Here is a 19,428-nt window from a genome sequence, read left to right on the forward strand (position 1 = left end):
GATTATTAAATTTCAGTTAGTATAATGAGACTTATTATTATAATAATGGTTAGACCTTATGCTGCCCCAGGACCCACTGGCTGAAATTAGACCTGCTGATAAGACCTATCTCTATACCAATATAAACTTCCCTTGCCTCGTAGGTCGGGGAGAGGCGATGGAAAATCTTAAATCGGCAAAAAATGATTTTCAGTACTATCACATTATGGCAAGGAATGCCCTACGTCATTTAACGTATGGGACTTCCATCTATGAAACCGGTTTACTGAATTGGACTGCGTTTAAAGCATTATTTATCACAAAAAATCCAAAATTATTAAAAGCCTTACGCGTCGAAATGGAGCAAATTTTTTGGCGATCCTATGAGCACCTGTCCAATGATGTGATTGATCCCGAAGCTTCAGCACGTCTAGAAATTTTTATCAAAAATCTTTTAGCCGCCTATCCCTACATGGATCCGGAAGAAGGTGAAGAAGTATACCTTCCTAAAAAAGCGGAAAATGGAAAATGGGATTATGTTGGGTTTAAATTTAACCGTTTAGACATTTCACCTCAAGCCGGCTTGATTTCATATCTCATGACTGATGAATATCGGTTGTATGCTTACGGACTAGCGCCTTTAAAAGGTGGTTATTCGCCTTATTTATTACTCATGGGTACCCAGTATCCAGGAGGCCAAGGGGCAAGTTTAAACTGGTTGCATAATTTTACACCGATGAAGTCTATTGGTGAGGGACATGATTTAAAGAATGTCCAGGCATGGTTGGAAAAACATCCCGATACGATTGTGAGCGGGCATAGTAAAGGTGGCACCTTAGCCATGATCGTTGCCGCGCTTTATCCAAAATATGTTAAGGAAGCAAATTGTTTAAATCCAGCACCTTTAACCCCGCATACGCTCGCGCGCTTAAAGAAAATTGTTGAACTTAAAGCAAAAGATAAACCAGCTCCGGTACATGTTTATGTTCAAATGAATGATCCAGTTTTTTTACTGGGCAAACAATTTTCGGAAGGTTCTTTGATTTATCAAATTGGTAATAAGGACGATCATTATTCGCTATTGGAATCGCATGCTCATTACCTTGCTGGTCGTAAGTCTACTATTATTGCAGCGTACCCTGAGAATGATTCAAAGTTATTACAAAGAGGGTTTATCTCGGAAATGAAAGAAGTTGCCAATTGGGCAATATTTCCACCGCTTTATATCCATTTAGTTTATAAGTTGGGCCTTGACCATGTTCGATCCAAATTGGGTCAAGGGACATCCAAAGAAGCCATCGCTTTCAATGCGGGTAAAGCTCTCGCCGATATTTTTACAGCGGGGATTCTTTTGGGGGTGTTGGTATTCTCAGCAGCTATTGCAATATTGATCGGCTTTCCTTGGGCAAGTTTTAAAACTGCAATAAAAGCAATTAATCAAAAAAAAAACCCGAAAACACCCGACCGTGAAGAAAGGCCGGAACACCAATCTCATACGTTAGGGACGACTGCTAAAATAGCTAAAGACTTACGCTTCGCACCTGAATTACAACCTTCAGTCCAGCAAAAAAAGGATAATGCTTCGGCTAGTGCTACTAAACAAGATGTTTTAGTTTTAGGTAAGTATCATCTGTACGGCACACCACCACCTGATAATTCACACAGCCGGCCCCAAGATACCTCAACTTTTTCATTCATTAATCCTTAATATAATTAAAGACTTAAAATTTAAAATTGATGTGGAGGCTTAATTACCTTTTTTCCCGTGTTAAAATAACTTTGAGGACACATGAGGAGTCAGGTTATGGGAAAAAAGGATAGTAAGTGGTCATTTTTAATTAAATTAATTTTAGTTGTAGGATTTACAACAGCAACAATGAACGCTTATGCAAGTTATCGACCTGTAAGCTATTACGGTCCTGACTGTAATGGCTATTACCGGGGAAGTGATTGCAGCATCATTGTTTGGGTTCCTTGCCATTGGGATCCTTATGGTAATTACGTAGAAGGCGCTTGGGTGGCAGTTAATCGCTAGTGTTCTTACATTGAGTTGAGCGGATTCGTTCAACTCAATGAATATCTTAGAATAATAATTATAAATTAACGTTGGAATGTTTTTGAAAAATACAATTGCGCAAGCCAAAAGGTTAGTCATTAAAATTGGCTCAGCCTTACTCGTGAATCAAATAACGGGTGCTATCAATTATCCATGGTTAGAAGCATTGATTGCTGATGTAGTGACTTGCGTGCAACGCGGGCAACAAATCGCTATTGTCTCTTCTGGCTCGATTGCAATTGGTCGGCATCAATTAAAGCTGAGCAATACATCCTTAACACTTGAGGAAAAACAAGCTGCGGCTGCCGTTGGCCAAATTCAACTCGCACAAGTTTACCAAGAAATTCTTGCGCAGCATCAACTTAAAGTTGCGCAAATCTTATTAACGCTTGATGACAGCGAAAATCGTAGGCGTTATTTAAATGCTAAAAATACCTTAGAAAAATTACTCTCTTTAAATGTCATTCCTATCATTAATGAAAATGATACGGTGGCCACAGCTGAGATTCGGTATGGGGATAATGACCGCTTGGCGGCGCGGGTGGCGCAAATGGTTGGGGCTGATACGTTGGTGCTGCTTTCAGACATTGATGGGTTTTACAATGCAGATCCTAAACTTCATCCTGCAGCGCAACTTATTCCCGTCGTTCAGCAATTGACACCAGATATTATTAAGCTGGCGGGTGATTCAATCACGGAAGTAGGGTCAGGGGGGATGATTACCAAATTACTTGCCGCGAAAATTTCCATGGCTTGTGGATGTAAAATGGTGATTTCGAATGGTAAAGCTTTTCATCCCTTGCAAAATATCGATCTGCAAGATAAAAAAACTTGGTTTATTCCTGACTCGAATCCTTTAAGTGCGCGAAAAAACTGGTTAAAAAACCATTTGAAGCCCAAGGGGAGAATTAAGATTGATCACGGCGCCGTTTTGGCTTTAAGACAAGGTAAAAGTCTACTTGCAGCGGGCATTGTTTTAGTTGAAGGTGAATTTCACAAAGGGGATGCTGTGGAAGTTATAAGTCCTCAAGCTGAAGCTTTGGCGCGTGGATTAATTAATTATAACAGTTATGAAGCTACAAGATTAATCGGTCATAATAGCGAATCCATTGAAAAAGTTCTCGGTTATAAAGGGTCGCAAGAAATAATTCATAGAAATGATTTAGTGTTGTTATAAGTGGAGATTAAGTTTTTGCAAGATCAGGACCTTAAAGATACAGTCTTAGCGATTGCCGTTGCTGCGCGCCAAGCAGCCACTACGCTCGCCCAAGCGTCAAACGACCAAAAAAATTTAGCGCTGCACCATATTGCTAAAAACATTCGTAGGCATGCAGCCTTAATTTTGCAAGCGAATACCAAAGATTTATTAGCAGCAAAACAAAATAATCTTTCTACTGCTCTCATGGACCGTTTACTTTTAAATGCTGAGCGCATTGCTGCTATGGCAAATGGTTTAGAAGCAGTGGCTGAGCTTACAGATCCAGTTGGAAAAATTTTAACAAAAATTATTCGACCTAATGGGTTAGAAATTATTAAAAAGAGTGTTCCTCTTGGGGTTCTTGGCGTGATTTATGAATCACGTCCCAATGTAACTGCCGATGCTTCCGCCTTAGCTATTAAATCGGGTAATGCAATTATACTTCGGGGCGGTAGTGATAGTTTCCACACCTCTTGCGCTTTAATGACATCTATCACACAAGGTTTAACTGCAGCGGGTTTTCCAGAAACCTGTGTACAGCTCATTCCAACTGTTGATCGCGAAGCGATTTATGCGCTCTTGCAATTAGATGAATATGTCGATGTCATCATACCGCGGGGTGGCCAACAGCTCATTAAACACATTGTTCAACATAGTCGCATTCCTCTTTTTAAGCATTTAGCAGGCATTTGCCATACTTATATTCATCGCCATGCCGATCTTACGACGGCTATTAGCATTGTTGTAAACGCAAAAATGCGCCGGACTGGAATCTGCGGTGCCACGGAAGTTTTGCTAATTGATCAATCTATTTTATCAACGCATTTAGTGCCTATTGTCACGGCGCTGATTGATGCGGGTTGCACCGTGCGTGGTGATTTGCAAGCAGTTACTGCAGATGCTCGCATTCAACCAGCTTTTGAGGCAGACTTTGATACAGAATTTTTAGATGCGGTGATTGCGGTTAAGACCGTGCCTGATTTAGTTGGTGCAGTTCAACACATTGCTTTGCATGGTACTCATCATACCGATGCAATCATCACCACAGACGAACAAAGTGCAACTACTTTTTTAGAGCAAGTTGATAGCGCCATTGTCATGCATAATACATCGACTCAATTTGCTGATGGTGGCGAATTTGGCATGGGTGCTGAAATGGGCATTGCGACGGGTAAGCTTCATGCGCGCGGTCCCATTGGCGTTGAGCAACTTACCACGTTTAAATATCAAGTGCGCGGTCAGGGGCAGGTTAGACCGTAAGTGTTGGGTTACAAGGAGGTTGGATGCGCTTAACTTGCATACTTACTTTGTGTAGTTGCCTTTTAGGAATAGGGATCCTCAATGCAAGTCCTACGCGTCAGTTTATTGTTCCTTTTCAAAACTTCACTCTTAATCCGAAAGCGACAATACAAGCTGCATATACGATTGGTCAACACGGTTTAATTTTTTGTTTTTTAAATAATACGATGACTGGAGGGATTATTACGTGGCCTTATCAGGGCGCAAGGGGATTGAGTAGTTTGCCTATTTATTTAAAAACACAACCTCGTTTTGAGGGTTCATTCGCCGATAACAGTGGAATCATAACTATTACTAATAACCAATCCAAAGCGATGGTCATTAGTTGTCTCTTTGGATTTTAATTGGGCTTCATAAAAATGTCTGATGAAAAAAAACGTCTGCTTGATCGATTGTCTCCTGGTGTGTTGAAGTGGGGTATTAATCTTTGGCCACCGTTTCTGGGTGCCGGAATAAAGATTAAACACATCGCACCTGATTTCCGTTTTATTGAAGTAAGAATGAAATTACGATGGTACAACAAAAATTATGTTGGAACGCATTTTGGCGGATCAATGTATGCAATGACTGACCCTTTTTTCATGCTGATGGTCATGAAATATTTAGGAAGTGATTATATTGTTTGGGATAAAGCTGCCAGTATTGAATATAAAAAAGTTGCGCGCGGTACGTTGTCCGCACAATTTAGAGTGACCGAAGAAGAATTGCAATTAATTAAGTATCATGCTGATACCAACGAGAAATACATTTTTGATCGTCCTATCGATCTGACCAATGATGCGGGGGAGGTGGTCGCGTCTTTAGTGAGAACATTATATGTGCGAAAGAAAAATAATTTATAAAACTGAATATGCTTTTTATCCAGATGCCAAGGTTTTCATTCTGAGCAGATAATTTGCATCATGCGTGAATGGCGTCCTTATTTTTCCTCTCTGAAGAAGCTGACTGCCCGCTGCATGTTTGTGGAAGCAAAGTTACTAGTATTCTATATCTTGAAAGTGTACACTTTCAAGATATAGAGGATAATCCTGATGAAGCATGGTGGAGCAAGATCCGGTGCAGGAAAGCCTGGCCCTTATGGTGAGAAAACAAAGCCTATTCGACTCCCTTTAAGTTTAATTCCTGCTGTACAAAAATTTATCTCTCACAAAGGCTATAAACTTCCGCTTTATGACTCGAAAGTTCCTGCGGGTTTTCCCTCTCCTGCGGATGATCATGTCGCAGAAAGCTTAGACCTCAACGAATACCTCATTAAGCATCCTGCTGCTACTTTTTTTGTGCGGGTTTCAGGAACCTCGATGATTAATGCGGGCATTTCGGAAAATGACATTCTCATTGTGGACCGTAGTTTAACGCCTGCCCATGGCAAAATTGTAATCGTGGCGATAGATGGTCAGCTGACGGTAAAACGACTGCATAAAAAAGCTTCAGGCCAATTCATTCTCATGCCCGATAATCCTGACTATGAACCGATGGAAATTCCTGAGGATAGTAGTACTTATATTTGGGGTGTAGTCACTAGCGTTATTCATGCGGTGTAGGCTGGAATGGCATTCTTTGTATTAGTAGATTGTAATAACTTTTATGTTTCTTGCGAACGCGCTTTTAATCCTCGTTTAGAGAATCAACCTATTGTTATTTTATCCAATAACGATGGCTGTATTATTTCCCGGTCCAATGAAGCGAAGAAGTTAGGTATCCCTATGGGTGCCGCGTTCCATCAATGGAAATCATTTTGCCATGGCCACGGTGTGCATGTTTTTTCTTCAAATTATGAATTGTATGGTGACATGTCGCATCGCATTATGACTTTGTTACAAAAGTTTTGTACGACCATGGAAATTTATTCCATCGATGAAGCTTTTTTATTTTTTGATAAAATGAATAGCGTTGATTTAAACACTTATCTATTAAACGTGCGATATCAATTAAAGAAATGTACAGGATTGCCGACTTCGATTGGTTTTGCTCAAACGAAAACATTAGCAAAAGTTGCGAACCTAATTGCTAAAAAAAGGACAGTCGAGGGGGTGTATAATTTTTCTGACCCAATGTGCCAAGATCAAGTGTTAGAAAAATTAAGCGTGCAAGAAGTTTGGGGAGTGGGTCATCGGTTAGCAAGAAAATTAGAAAGCTTAAACATTACCACCGCCAAGATATTACGTGATAGTGATACAAAACAATTGCGCGATTCTTTTAGTATTGTTTTGGAAAGGACGATAACTGAATTAAGAGGAACTTCATGCTTACCGCTTGTTGAGTATCAGCAACCTAAACAAATTATCTCATCTCGATCATTTGGAAAAAAAGTGACAGCACTCGTTGATCTTGAAGAAGCCATTAGTCACTATGCTGCTAAAGCTGCACATAAATTACGGAAGCAAAATTGCTTTGCGCAGGGCGTTTTAGTTTTTTTAAATACAAATATTTTTCGGCCCCAAGATCCTCAATATGAAAACCATGCTCGCTTTCGTTTTCCTTATCCTACCGCAGATACCGGAGAAATCGTTAAATATGCCAAAGCTTGTTTAGGGACAATTTATCGCATGGGCTTTACTTACCATAAAGCAGGCATGATGTTGTTAGATTTAACACCGAATACCTTTGAACAGTTTGACATGGTATTAGACGGCCACGCTCAAACTCATGCGAAAAGCATAGAAATTATGAAAGTGGTGGACAGTATTAACCAATGCATGGGAAAAAATACTTTATTTTTTTGTGCTGAAGGTATTAAACGTGCATGGCAAATTAAATGTGATCGACGTACACCGTGCTATACAACGCGTTGGAGTGATTTAGCTATCGCTTATTGCTGAAGCGTTTACGGTGAAAAAACCCAAGAGGGAATGGAGTTAGCCCGATCATTTAAGGCTTTAGCATGCCGGAGTGTATGTGGATCCCATTTTAAAAGAAGTTGCTGAAACGCTCGGCCGTGATGCATATATTTGGTATGGCATAGTTCATGTAAAATAACATGCTGCATTAGCTCAGCTTCGATAAAAAGAAGTTTACAACACAAGCTAATATTTTTCTGAGCGGAACAACTTCCCCATCGCGTAATATTATTTCTAATCGTTAAATTTTTATAAATTAATCCAGTTAAGGTAGACAAACGTTTAAGTTCAGGTTCAAGCAAAACGTATGCAACATGGCGCAACCAATGACGTAATGCAAGAAGGCAACCTTCCGAATTGTCAATGGGACCAAACAATACCAGTTCTTGCATAGGATTGGCGTGCACTAACAATTTATTGCTCGTTGTTTTTAAATATTTAATCGTCCAGATTTGATTGACACTGGTTAATTCAATTTTAGTGGGAAGAAGCGGATGGGTCGCGATATCGCGCGCAAATTTAGCTTGGTGTTTTTCAATCCAAACCTTCTTATCGTCAATAAATTTTTGAATTTCGCACTCGGAAATTTTCCGTTTATGGGGAACGATTAATTCAAGTCCCCGATAGGAAAATTTTAACTGCAAGTGTTTGGCTTGCTTACTATAGCGCAATTGATATTGCGTCATGGTCCACTCTCCTCAAGTACTACTCCGAATAATAGATGTTGTGGCATTTTAATTAAAGTATGATAATTGTTAAACATTTGGCATTCGACATGACCCCACAAGGAGGTTTCATAATGAAATCTAGAGTATTGAAATATAGCGTTTTAGCGCTTAGTATTAGTCTTTCAGGCTGTTCATGGGATTTATTTAATTCCCAGTCTAATCCGCCAGCAGCACGACAAACTGCCTATCGAAGCAATGCGCAAGTTATTAAGCAAACCGAAACCATCAATACAGCTGTAGCGCAACCCAATAATTCAACTCCTCCGGTCAATAATATTGATAGTCCCCCTCCACCCGTTATGGCATCCCAAGGTGAGATGGGTGGCAATTTAAGTCGGGCAATGGATAGTATCGATAAATCTAAACTTTCTCATGCTCTCGACAAACCCGTAGGTAAATCTTCGCAATGGACGAATGATAGCACCGGAACGAAATATACTGTGATTCCTGTAGAGAAAGTAACAATTGAAGGAAATAGCTATTGTCGTCGATATAGAACTACTGCGCAAAGGAACGGGAACGCAAATGAAAGTGTTGGTGTTGCTTGCGTGGGTGCAGATGGAAATTGGCAGCAAGTGGGTTAGTTTATTTAATGAGGTTTTAAAAAATCCTGGATGCATTTGCATCCAGGATTTTTTTTGGTTATAGCGTTTCTGTGTCTTTAAATTTTGTTATCTCATACACTTCCATCACAAACTTTTTGAAGTAATCATAGGTCATGTAGAAATTGCCATGATCGCCTACATTGCTACCCCAAGAGTTTCGTAAAGTGAATAAGCCTTTATGTGATTTACCTTCTTGATCGAGTGCAATTGCATCATCATCATAGCCTGTAATGATCATCTCATGCCCACCGACTTGATCGGGTTTCGCAATCTCAGATGTTAATGCCCACGTATCTTTCTTCAAACGATGGGTTGCACAAGCACCGGCGTTACAAAATGGACTAAGCACAAGCAGTGTACCAAAGGATAAGCGGTTACCTTTTACCAGAGCTTTCTTAGTTTGTAAAAATGCTTCTTCAGCATCTTGGGTGTTAGCAAACGATGCATTAAAACGATGATATGCATTTAAAAGTTCACGCGCAAAAAGTTTTTGATTTAAATTTTCACTTAAACCGCGGTGCTCTTCCAAACTCATTGGTTTACCAACATTACGGGGTTCTCGTGTTGGATATTCAGCTACACCTGCGCAAGTTTTCGTAGTTTGAGTGGCTTTAGAGACAATCCCAAAACGTCCAATTTGATCAAGAATGATAGAACCAAAGGATCCATTCCAGCCACTGGGTAAGTAACTGTTTTTCTTTAATTCACTACCTAGTTCTAAAGAACATAATTGACTAATATAATCACCTTTACCGATTAAAGCATCAAGCGCGCCAGTCACTGCGAATGTAACGCAGGTACCATGCATACCTTGATCCAATACAGGTACTTCATTCATACCTAATTGCGCAGAAGCAGGAAGGCCTGTGTCTAATTGTAGAGATGGCATGACAGTCGGAGCCACCGCAAAGAGACTGTTATACTGTTTGGGAGAAAGTTTGATGTTCATCAACATTACAGGTTTCGTGGACATAGCGCCAGCTTGCAAAGCTGATTTACTTAATGTTACGGGAACTTGAATAGGAGCTCCCAATTCAAGAGCGTTCGCATTGCTTGCAACTAAAACAGCAACTCCTAGCGTTGTCGCAAAAAAGTATTTATTCATATCCTTTTACCTTTATCTTTATAAAGTGAAGTTGAATGTTATAATCTTTTTGCGCAAAGAAATAAATAGAAAAATTAGCCCATAAAATGGGCTAATTTAAAGAATGGAAATGAGATAAGATTATGTTAGTAATTTTTTAGCAGAAAGCGCGAGCATGATGTAAGACAAACCACTAAATAGCAAATCAATGCCAACAAATAGTCCAATAATCATTAAACTACCGGCAGGCCAGTTCGCTAAAATTAAAATGCCCAATAATAACGAAATTAAACCACTAAAAAAATTGTAACCAAAACGCTGAGTATGCAAGTAAAAGGAATAAATAATCCTAACGAGCCCAATCGCAAAATAAAATATGCCTAGCAATAGCGTTAATGAAATTGAGCTTGAGACGGGGTCACCAATCAACATCATTCCCACAAATAAATACAACAGAGCCATAAAAAAATGTAGAAAAAAAGCAGGCCAAGTTGTCCACCACGATTTAAAAGTATCAATCATGAGGACAAGACCCGCAATAAAAATCACGACGCCCAGAAAGATGACTGAGATGAGAGTAGTCATTGCCGCAGCGCTTATTGCAACAACGCCTAGGATTACGAGGGCTACTCCCCAGAGCAGTAACCAATTCCAGCCTTGGCTATAATTTGAAAAGCTTGGACCGACACCCGTTGAACGATTCATAGCAACTCCTTGTAAAAGCAAAGTCATGTTTATTAAATCTTTCACGCAGCTAAGTGTGAATTAATTCAACATTCTACCTTCTCCACACTACCAGCCCTGTTAAACGTTAATCGTCTCTCACTTTTTAAGCCGAGGGGTGGGAGCATTCTCCGAATCAATCAGCCTGACAATCGGGAACAATTCAGCTTTTTTTGTGAAAGGCGCAAATTGTTTATGCGGGTACTGCTGGTAAGCATTTTTTAGGGTATTGGCAATAATACGAATGAGTGAGTGAAGATCTGTTTCAGTATTAAGTGTATTAATAAAGGCTTCTTGAGCGACCCAGCGGTTAGAAAAACCAGATCGACAGCGTTGACTTATAGCACTCATCAAGATTTCTTCAAAAGAACTAAGGATTTCTTCCGATATAGAGCATTGGGTAGGGTATTGGTTTTGAGCTTTTAAAAGGGCAGCATTTAATTCCAGGCAAGATTCCAATTGCTTGGTGATACGGGGCAAATATTTGCCCCGTATCAGTGCATCGTCATTTACGCTGGTTTTATAGGCGTTAAGTTTTTCAACCTTTTCGGCTAAAAGTGTGGCGATGGTGAGACGGGCTTGCCCCTCAGCTGAAACACTGGCAGGAAGAGGAATTTTCCTGAAAAAAGAATGGGTCATAATCGTCTCACTCAAACCAATACCATAATGCTAGTATACGCGAGATTTTGAAAATGAAAGTTATAGAACCCTTAAAAATTAGCTTCCTTGCATTGCCTTATAATGCTTTCGACACATCGCAACATATTGATCATTATCACCAATTAGAATTTGTTCCCCCTCCATCATCATTTTACCTTGCGCATCGACCCTAACCGTCATAATGGCTTTCTTACCACAATGACATACGGTTTTGATTTCAATAAGGTTATCGGCCCAAATTAAAAGGTAGAGACTTCCTTCGAAAGGCTCCCCCCTAAAATCACTTCGTATACCATAAGTTAAGACGGGTAGATTTAAATGATCAACAATATCGGTAAGTTGTAAAACTTGGTCTTTATTTAAAAATTGCGCTTCATCAACAAGAACACAACTTAAGGATGGGTGGGTGTCAAAGTATTGTTTTGTTAAATCAAAAAGGTTGACTGAAGCATCAAATGTTTGCGCATCGGCTGTTAAGCCAATGCGGGAGTGAATCGTACCAATCCCTTGACGATTATCAACTTGTGCCGTAAAGAGTAAAGTTTCCATACCTTTCTCTCTATAATTGTAAGACGATTGCAGTAAGACGGTACTTTTGCCTGCATTCATAGCGGAATAATAAAAATAAAGTTTAGCCATGAGAGCTGCCTTGTTTAAAAGCCTGCCATTTGCCCTTTTGGTTTAAAGCATAGTTAAGCCAAATACTTTTGAGCTGCGATTTTTGCAATGCGATTTTTAAGTCATGCATTTCTGCTCCATTAATTGGCATGCCCACACTTGCTCTTGGGCTGAGCGTGCGACAAGCGGTTAGACTTTGTGCCCATGTGGCTTGAAGCGGAACGACTTCAATAAGACGCGTTGCTGGATTTAGACAGGCGACGCCATCTAATTTTTGAGTACAATCGTGATTGAAGATACCCTCGTTACTTAAGGCCGCACATTGTCCTTTTCCTTCTTCAGGATTATTTTTAGCCCAACTCCAAATAGCAGCTTCTAGACGTTCGTCATAAAAATTTAATAAATCTAAAGTTGGCCAATTAATTCCGCATTGCACCAATTCCCGCATTGCTTCTGGAGAAACTTTCTTTTGTGGACGTAAAATGCCGCCATGTTTAGTGCGATCTTCATAAATGCGCCATAAGCTTGTATGCAAAGGATCATCGCCAAATAAGGAGGTTTTGCTGCAATCAGGATAATGATTAAAATCGGTAATTGTTGAGTCGATAAAACTATAAGGTGCGTGATTAATATTCCCTATACCCGTGAAAACGATGTGATTAACGTGACTACCTTTTTTAAAATCGCAATTTTTAGTCACAATAAGAAGTTGTTTGTGAGCTTTTAAAATATCCGCCTTCGTGATATGGGTAGGCAAAGCTACACATTGATCATTATCTTTTAATTCATCAATCTGATGGGAACCAAAAATATATTGTCCTAAAATGTTTTCTAGTAATTCACCCAATCGCTCATCATGACCATCTACGTGTCGCTCTATGTAAAGCAAGACTATTTCGTCAGGATTACTTTGCAGCCACTGACGAATCTCTTTTAAACCATCAACAAAAGGAACATCAAAAACACTACAACCAAAATGATTGTTTTGGCCGTGACATAAAAGAATATCTTTTCGAAGATATTGATTGGGTGCCCAATGCGCATCTAACTCTAAACTTCGTACCCCTTGTTCAAGTTGACCACTTAATGAAAGATATTGATTGGGATCGATGTAACGCACCATAGGAATTTGATAAGCTTGCGAATTATACGAGTTATGGGTGCCGATAAAAGTTGCTTGATTGAGCGGAGTATTGAGGTCAATTTCTCTTTGTAATTTTAATGCTTTAGTAACCCACGTATTATTGTTAATCTCATCTTGCGAGGCGGTTGCAATGCCACAGAGTGATATTGCAAATAAACCACCTAAGAATTTTTTCTTTAGACTTACCATACTCTCTACTCCTTGTCTTTTAGGACTTTCAAATTTTTGAGTAGCATCCAAGCTTTTTGCTTGATTGTAAAGTCAAACTCAAGTAAAAATGAGCGGCGCAATAAAATGCCTCAAGCGAATGTGGCGGAATTGGTAGACGCGCTGGATTTAGGTTCCAGTGGGGCAACCCGTGAGAGTTCGAGTCTCTCCTTTCGCATAGCTCTTAGTTTTCCTTCACTGTTTCCACACTTTAAAAATCTGGTTTAAGTTTAAAATAGTGACTATAATGACGCCCTTCTTTTAAAGTGAATTAGTATATTTAAAGGCGATATCATGCAAGTATCAGTTGAAAAAATTAGCAAAATTGAACGACGCATCACTATTACTGTTCCAGAGGGTCAAATAGAAGAAGCGTACAATAAAAAAATTGATAACTTTGCAAAAAATGCAAACGTTAAAGGATTCCGTCCCGGGAAAGTCCCAATGAGCTATATTAAACAGCGTTTTGGTGACGATGCGCGTAAAGAAGCCATTGGTGAAGTTATCCAAAACACGCTTTACAAAGCGATTGCTGATGAAAAATTAATTCCTGTTAGTACGCCTAAAGTTGAACCGAAGATCATGGAGCCTAATAAACCGCTTGAGTTTGTGGCTTCTTTTGAAGTATTACCAGAAGTTGATCAAGTGAATTTTGCCACCGATCAGTTAGAAAAGCTGGTTGTTGAAATTACACCGACAGATATTGACCATGTCATTAACCATTTACGTCAACAGCATACGAAATGGCAAAAAGTAGATCGTCCAGCTCAAAACGATGATTATATGATTGTTACTTATACGCCTACAATTGATGGACAAGCAGAATTAGCTGAGAAAAAAGAAAATACGCCTATCCATTTAGGCAGCAAAAAAATGTTACCTGGTTTTGAAGAAGGTCTAATTGGTGCAAAAGCAGGGGATGAAGTCAAATTGGCGCTGACCTATCCGGATGATTTTGCCGACAAAGAGAAAGCAGGAAAAGCGGTAGCCTTTGACATACAAGTGCATACGATTCATTCAGCCGATTTACCCGCGCTTGATGAGGAATTTATTCAAAAGTTGGGGATTGAAAGTGGCAAAGAAGATGAATTACGTCAGCAAATCCAACAAACGCTCGAACAAGAAAAAGATCGCTTACTGAAAGAAAAGTTAAAAGAACAAGTATTCACGAAACTAATCGAGCAAAATCCAATAGAAGTTCCACCGATACTCGTAACCCAAGAAGCCAAAGTTATTCATGATGAGATTTATGCCAAAGATCAGCACCATCAGCATGATGAAAAAGAAATGGATGTTTTTGAAGGCATTGCTAAAAAGCGCGTTGCTTTAGGCATTCTTATTGCTGCTTATGCAAAAATAGCTAATATTCAGCCAGATACCGCGAAAGTTGTTAAGCGCATGCAAGAGATAGCAGCTTCCTACGAAAAACCTCAGGAAGTAATGGAATGGTTATCCAATAAAGAACGACGTAACGGTATTGAATCCCAAGTTCTTGAAGATCAAGTCTTAGAAAAGCTAATGGATGGAATAACATTGACTGAAAAGACAATGACTTATGCTGCACTTCGTGGCATAGAATTATAATTTTTCTGAAAGGAAATCATATGACGCTTGCTGAAATTCAATTGATGAGTAACCTCGTACCTATGGTTGTTGAGCAAACAGCTCGTGGTGAGCGAGCCTTTGATATTTATTCCCGATTATTAAAGGATCGTGTGATTTTCCTTGGCGGTCCGGTTGATGATTACTCCGCTAATCTTATCGTCGCTCAGCTGCTTTTCTTAGAATCTGAGAATCCAGACAAAGATATTTCCATTTACATTAACTCTCCAGGCGGGGTTGTGACCGCAGGTTTAGCAATTTACGATACAATGCAGTTTATTAAACCAGATGTAAGTACCATGTGTATGGGGCAAGCTGCTAGTATGGGTGCTTTACTCCTGGCAGGAGGCTGCCAAGGTAAGCGTTATTGCTTACCTAATGCACGAGTTATGATCCATCAGCCCCTAGGCGGGATCCAAGGTCAGGCTTCTGATATTGCGATTCATGCTGAGGAAACTTTGAAGGTTAAAGCCAAACTTAATCATATTTTGTCCAAACATACGGGTCAACCTGAAGAAGTTATCGCTAAAGATACCGATAGAGATAACTTTATGAGCGCCGAGCGCGCCCAAAAATATGGCATCGTTGATAAGATTCTCGATTACCGCAGCAATAAAAAGTAATAATATATAAATATGGGCAATCAGTTGAATTTGGGTTTTACCATCCCCATTTATTTAGACTATAACTGAAGAGGCTTTATCTATGAGCAATGACCAGCGCGGCAATAGCGGAAGAGATAAGGTATTCCACTGTTCCTTTTGCGGTAAAAGCCAACACGAGGTTCGTAAACTCATTGCAGGGCCGTCTGTCTATGTTTGTGACGAGTGCGTGTCACTTTGTAACGATATTATTAATGAAGAGGCGCGAGATGAAAAAGTCGCTTCTCCCTCTGATGCGTTACCAAGGTTACCGGCCCCAACCGAAATCCGAAAAACATTAGATGAATATGTCATCGGACAAACACAAGCCAAAAAAGTGTTAGCGGTGGCTGTTTATAATCATTACAAGCGGTTACGAACCCATACTAAGCAAGATGAAGTCGAGTTAAACAAGAGTAATATCTTACTTATCGGGCCAACCGGTAGCGGTAAAACACTACTTGCTGAAACTTTGGCGCGTCTTTTGAATGTTCCTTTTGTTATCGCCGATGCGACTACACTCACCGAAGCAGGGTATGTTGGCGAAGATGTGGAAAGCATTATTCAAAAATTACTCCAGCGCTGTGAGTATGATGTTTCAAAAGCGCAAATGGGTATTGTGTATATCGATGAAATAGATAAAATTTCTCGAAAATCAGAAAATCCTTCCATAACACGGGACGTTTCTGGAGAAGGGGTGCAACAAGCTCTCTTGAAGCTTATTGAGGGTACCATTGCCTCTGTGCCTCCCCAAGGCGGTAGAAAGCATCCTCAACAGGAATTTATTCAAGTTGATACCCGCAATATTTTATTCATTTGCGGTGGCGCTTTTGCCGGTTTAGAAAAAATTATTCGTGATCGCTCTGAAAAGTCTGGCATCGGCTTCTCTGCCGAAATTCATGGTAAAGAAGATGCTAAAACCATTGGCGGCCTCTTACGGGATGTTGAACCGGCAGATTTAATCAAATATGGATTAATCCCCGAGTTGATTGGACGGTTACCCGTGGTTGCAACACTCGAAGAGCTCGATAAAGAAGCTTTAGTAAGCATATTAACTGAGCCTAGAAATGCCTTAACCAAACAATATTGTAAGTTGTTTGAAATGGAAGGCGTTAATCTAGAATTCCGAGATAGTGCCTTACAGACCATTGCAGAACGATGTGTCGAGAAAAAAACGGGCGCCCGAGGTTTACGTTCCATCTTAGAGAAAGCGCTGCTCGATATTATGTATGAACTTCCTTCACTGACCCATGTTTCTAAAGTCATTATTGACGAGGCAACCATTCATGGAGAAACAAAGCCGATCGTGATCTATGAAAATCCAGATCAACCTCAATCGGCAGCTGAATAGGATGTCCTATACTGAAGATAGAAACAGCCCGTCTCATTATGGTACGCACGATTTGAAGTCGTGCGTACAATTTAGTTAATTAATCAATTTAGTAAGTGGAGGATTACCACCCATGGCATCCATTCCATCTGATACAAATAAACTAACGATTCCTGTGTTGCCATTGCGGGACGTTGTCGTTTATCCCTATATGGTTGTTCCTTTATTTGTTGGTCGAGAACGTTCTATCAAAGCCCTTGAAGTTGCAATGGCTGCCGATAAACAAATTTTGTTAGTTACCCAAAAAAACGCAACAGAAGATCAACCCACCGAAAAAAGCCTTTATCGTATTGGAACATTAGCGACGGTTTTACAATTACTCAAACTTCCTGATGGAACAGTAAAAGTATTGGTCGAAGGTGTTCGTCGTGGCTCTATTGCCCGCTTTGTCGATAATCAAGATTATTTTTTAGCAGATGTTGTGCTTGTTGATGATAAAAATATTGCTGATCGTGAAGTAGAAATTTTTTTACGTTCGTTGAAGTCTCAGTTTGAACAATACGTAAAACTCAATCGAAAAATTCCCGCCGAAATCATGGCATCGATTCTTGCGATAGATGATGGCAGCCGATTAGGTGACACCATTTCAGCGCATCTCAGTATTAAACTTGATGAAAAACAAAAATTACTAGAATTAGATAGCTTGCCAAAGCGTTTAGAACGTTTAATGGCATTGCTAGAAAATGAAATAGATTTGTTACAAGTTGAGAAAAAAATTCGTGGACGTGTTAAGCGCCAAATGGAAAAAACACAACGTGAATATTATCTCAACGAACAAATCAAAGCGATTCAAAAAGAATTAAATGAAATTGAAAATATTCCCAATGAATTTGAAGCGCTTGTTAAAAAGTTAGAAGAATCCGGTATGCCGAAAGAAGCACGCGATAAATGTGAAGCCGAACTTGCGAAGCTGAAAACAATGCCCATGCAATCAGCAGAAGGCACGGTTTCCCGAAACTTCCTTGATGTGATGCTTTCTCTGCCCTGGAACAAACGTAGCTCTGCTAAAGTTAATTTACCGGCAGCGGAACTTATTCTCGAAACTGAACATTATGGGTTGAAAGAAGTTAAAGAACGCATTATCGAATATCTTGCTGTGCAAAAACGCGTTAAAAAATTAAAAGGTCCTATCCTTTGTTTAGTAGGCCCCCCAGGTGTGGGTAAGACTTCTTTAGGTCAATCCATTGCGAATGCAACTGGACGGAAATTTATTCGCATGTCTTTAGGGGGTGTTCGAGATGAAGCTGAAATACGAGGCCATCGTCGAACTTATATCGGGGCAATGCCTGGAAAAATTATCCAAAAATTAAGTAAGTCAGGCGTTAACAATCCCTTATTCTTACTTGATGAAATTGACAAAATGTCGATGGATTTTCGTGGGGATCCCGCTTCCGCTTTGCTTGAAGTTTTAGATCCAGAACAAAATCATGCTTTCAATGATCACTATTTAGAAGTTGATTATGATCTTTCCAGCATTATGTTTATGGCGACTGCGAATACGTTAGACATACCACCTGCGCTCCGTGATCGCATGGAAGTTATTCGCATTCCTGGTTATACCGAAGATGAAAAAGTTAACATTGCTGTTCGTCATTTAATTCCTAAGCAGATTGAAGCTTCAGGACTTAAGCCTGCTGAAATTGAATTACCAGCTGATACGGTTCATAACATGGTGCGTTATTACACGCGTGAAGCGGGTGTGCGTAACCTAGAGCGCGAAATTTCGAAAATTTGTCGTAAAGTTGTGAAAGAAATTTTATTAAGTACAAAACTCACCAAAGAAAAAATTGATCCTGATGATCTTGAACATTATCTTGGTGTCCGTCGTTATCGCTATGATATTGCTGATCAGCAAGATCAAATTGGTCAAGTCAAAGGTTTGGCATGGACCGAAGTCGGCGGCGAACTTTTAAATATTGAAACCATTGTCTTACCAGGGAAGGGTAAAACAATTTATACCGGACAACTTGGCGAAGTCATGCAAGAATCGATTCAAGCTGCACTTTCCGTCGTCCGCGCAAGGGCTCCAAGTTTAGGCGTACCCAAAAATTATTTTGAAAAGCATGATATTCACATTCACGTTCCAGAAGGCGCTACGCCCAAAGACGGCCCTTCAGCAGGGATCAGTATGTGCACTGCACTGGTTTCAGTGCTAACCCAACTGCCCGTTCGCGCAGATTTTGCGATGACCGGGGAAATAACGTTACGGGGTGAAGTCTTGCCTATAGGCGGGGTGAAAGAAAAACTTTTAGCAGCACATCGTAGTGGAGTAAAGAATGTCATTATTCCTGTGGAAAATGTAAAGGATTTGAAAGAAATCCCTGACAATATCAAGCAGGACTTAAACATTACGCCAGTTCGTTGGGTTGATGAAGTGCTTACCGCTGCATTGCGTGGCTATGCAAGCTACATCACAAGGAAAAATAAAAAGAAGAAATCTAAGACATCTCTTGCGGGTGTAAGTAAAAAGTTGCGGAAAACAGATCGTATTCGCGCGCATTAGCAGCATGTTAGATTATAATTTTGATGGGGTGTAGAGCCCCATCCCTCATATTGTTGTTTATCATTGCACTTCACTGCATTAATTAAAATCAAACTTGAGTAAAAAAAATCAGTCGAAGCATGCTTATTCTTTACAAACTGTGCATTTATTTATT

At 39.9% G+C, this 19,428-nt stretch carries 19 protein-coding genes and 1 tRNA gene; 14 read left to right on the forward strand and 6 right to left on the reverse strand.

All coding sequences use genetic code 11. The features are described from left to right. The first annotated feature begins 58 nt into the window (after nt 1-58). From H0W64_01525 to H0W64_01560, 8 genes are all read left to right on the forward strand, one after another. Complete coding sequence (locus tag H0W64_01525; GenBank protein MBA3660385.1) at nt 59-1,687, forward strand: hypothetical protein; 1,629 nt, start codon at nt 59-61, stop codon at nt 1,685-1,687. A gap of 96 nt (nt 1,688-1,783) precedes the next feature. Beyond that, nucleotides 1,784-2,014, forward strand: coding sequence for a hypothetical protein (locus tag H0W64_01530; protein ID MBA3660386.1), 231 nt, complete (start codon nt 1,784-1,786; stop codon nt 2,012-2,014). A gap of 76 nt (nt 2,015-2,090) precedes the next feature. Next, nucleotides 2,091-3,212, forward strand: a complete 1,122-nt coding sequence (locus H0W64_01535; GenBank protein ID MBA3660387.1) for a glutamate 5-kinase — start codon at nt 2,091-2,093, stop codon at nt 3,210-3,212. Nucleotides 3,213-3,227: 15 nt separating this feature from the next. Beyond that, nucleotides 3,228-4,493, forward strand: a complete 1,266-nt coding sequence (locus tag H0W64_01540; GenBank protein ID MBA3660388.1) for a glutamate-5-semialdehyde dehydrogenase — start codon at nt 3,228-3,230, stop codon at nt 4,491-4,493. 23 nt (nt 4,494-4,516) lie between these two features. After that, nucleotides 4,517-4,876, forward strand: coding sequence for a hypothetical protein (locus H0W64_01545; GenBank protein MBA3660389.1), 360 nt, complete (start codon nt 4,517-4,519; stop codon nt 4,874-4,876). 15 nt (nt 4,877-4,891) lie between these two features. Continuing rightward, nucleotides 4,892-5,374 carry a DUF4442 domain-containing protein gene (locus H0W64_01550; protein MBA3660390.1) on the forward strand — a complete coding sequence of 161 codons (483 nt, stop codon included), beginning with the start codon at nt 4,892-4,894 and terminating at the stop codon, nt 5,372-5,374. Between the two features lie 189 nt (nt 5,375-5,563). After that, nucleotides 5,564-6,073, forward strand: coding sequence for a translesion error-prone DNA polymerase V autoproteolytic subunit (gene umuD, locus H0W64_01555; GenBank protein ID MBA3660391.1), 510 nt, complete (start codon nt 5,564-5,566; stop codon nt 6,071-6,073). A gap of 6 nt (nt 6,074-6,079) precedes the next feature. After that, nucleotides 6,080-7,351, forward strand: a complete 1,272-nt coding sequence (locus tag H0W64_01560; GenBank protein MBA3660392.1) for a Y-family DNA polymerase — start codon at nt 6,080-6,082, stop codon at nt 7,349-7,351. 5 nt (nt 7,352-7,356) lie between these two features. Here the strand turns inward: H0W64_01560 and H0W64_01565 are convergent, their stop codons facing one another. After that, a complete protein-coding gene (locus H0W64_01565) occupies nt 7,357-8,055 on the reverse strand; it encodes a DUF45 domain-containing protein (GenBank protein MBA3660393.1) in 699 nt (232 codons plus the stop codon). 113 nt (nt 8,056-8,168) lie between these two features. Between H0W64_01565 and H0W64_01570 the strand changes: the two genes are divergently transcribed. Then, on the forward strand, nt 8,169-8,681 hold the full coding sequence (locus H0W64_01570) for a hypothetical protein (GenBank protein ID MBA3660394.1): 513 nt from the start codon (nt 8,169-8,171) through the stop codon (nt 8,679-8,681). Nucleotides 8,682-8,739: 58 nt separating this feature from the next. Here the strand turns inward: H0W64_01570 and H0W64_01575 are convergent, their stop codons facing one another. The 5 genes from H0W64_01575 to H0W64_01595 all read right to left on the reverse strand — a co-directional run bounded on the left by H0W64_01575 (nt 8,740) and on the right by H0W64_01595 (nt 13,120). Further along, a complete protein-coding gene (locus H0W64_01575) occupies nt 8,740-9,807 on the reverse strand; it encodes a C1 family peptidase (protein MBA3660395.1) in 1,068 nt (355 codons plus the stop codon). A 120-nt stretch (nt 9,808-9,927) separates the two neighbouring features. Next, nucleotides 9,928-10,491 carry a DUF308 domain-containing protein gene (locus H0W64_01580; GenBank protein ID MBA3660396.1) on the reverse strand — a complete coding sequence of 188 codons (564 nt, stop codon included), beginning with the start codon at nt 10,489-10,491 and terminating at the stop codon, nt 9,928-9,930. Nucleotides 10,492-10,608: 117 nt separating this feature from the next. Continuing rightward, nucleotides 10,609-11,148, reverse strand: a complete 540-nt coding sequence (locus H0W64_01585) for a hypothetical protein (GenBank protein MBA3660397.1) — start codon at nt 11,146-11,148, stop codon at nt 10,609-10,611. 78 nt (nt 11,149-11,226) lie between these two features. After that, a complete protein-coding gene (locus H0W64_01590) occupies nt 11,227-11,808 on the reverse strand; it encodes a thymidine kinase (protein ID MBA3660398.1) in 582 nt (193 codons plus the stop codon). Further along, nucleotides 11,801-13,120, reverse strand: coding sequence for a phosphatidylinositol-specific phospholipase C domain-containing protein (locus H0W64_01595; GenBank protein MBA3660399.1), 1,320 nt, complete (start codon nt 13,118-13,120; stop codon nt 11,801-11,803). The genes H0W64_01590 and H0W64_01595 overlap by 8 nt, the downstream gene beginning before the upstream one ends. Nucleotides 13,121-13,234: 114 nt before the next feature. Between H0W64_01595 and H0W64_01600 the strand changes: the two genes are divergently transcribed. The 5 genes from H0W64_01600 to lon all read left to right on the forward strand — a co-directional run bounded on the left by H0W64_01600 (nt 13,235) and on the right by lon (nt 19,274). Continuing rightward, a tRNA-Leu gene (locus H0W64_01600) sits at nt 13,235-13,316 on the forward strand. A gap of 116 nt (nt 13,317-13,432) precedes the next feature. After that, nucleotides 13,433-14,722 carry a trigger factor gene (locus H0W64_01605; GenBank protein ID MBA3660400.1) on the forward strand — a complete coding sequence of 430 codons (1,290 nt, stop codon included), beginning with the start codon at nt 13,433-13,435 and terminating at the stop codon, nt 14,720-14,722. 20 nt (nt 14,723-14,742) lie between these two features. After that, nucleotides 14,743-15,363 carry an ATP-dependent Clp endopeptidase proteolytic subunit ClpP gene (gene clpP / locus H0W64_01610; GenBank protein MBA3660401.1) on the forward strand — a complete coding sequence of 207 codons (621 nt, stop codon included), beginning with the start codon at nt 14,743-14,745 and terminating at the stop codon, nt 15,361-15,363. An 82-nt stretch (nt 15,364-15,445) separates the two neighbouring features. Then, the gene (clpX, locus tag H0W64_01615; GenBank protein MBA3660402.1) at nt 15,446-16,732 is read left to right on the forward strand and encodes an ATP-dependent Clp protease ATP-binding subunit ClpX; all 1,287 of its coding nucleotides are present in this window, start codon (nt 15,446-15,448) and stop codon (nt 16,730-16,732) included. 112 nt (nt 16,733-16,844) lie between these two features. Then, nucleotides 16,845-19,274 carry an endopeptidase La gene (gene lon, locus H0W64_01620; GenBank protein MBA3660403.1) on the forward strand — a complete coding sequence of 810 codons (2,430 nt, stop codon included), beginning with the start codon at nt 16,845-16,847 and terminating at the stop codon, nt 19,272-19,274. Nucleotides 19,275-19,428 lie beyond the last annotated feature (154 nt).

The sequence above is a fragment of the Gammaproteobacteria bacterium genome, from assembly GCA_013816845.1.
In the GTDB taxonomy this organism is placed as follows: Bacteria; Pseudomonadota; Gammaproteobacteria; order DSM-16500; family DSM-16500; genus Aquicella.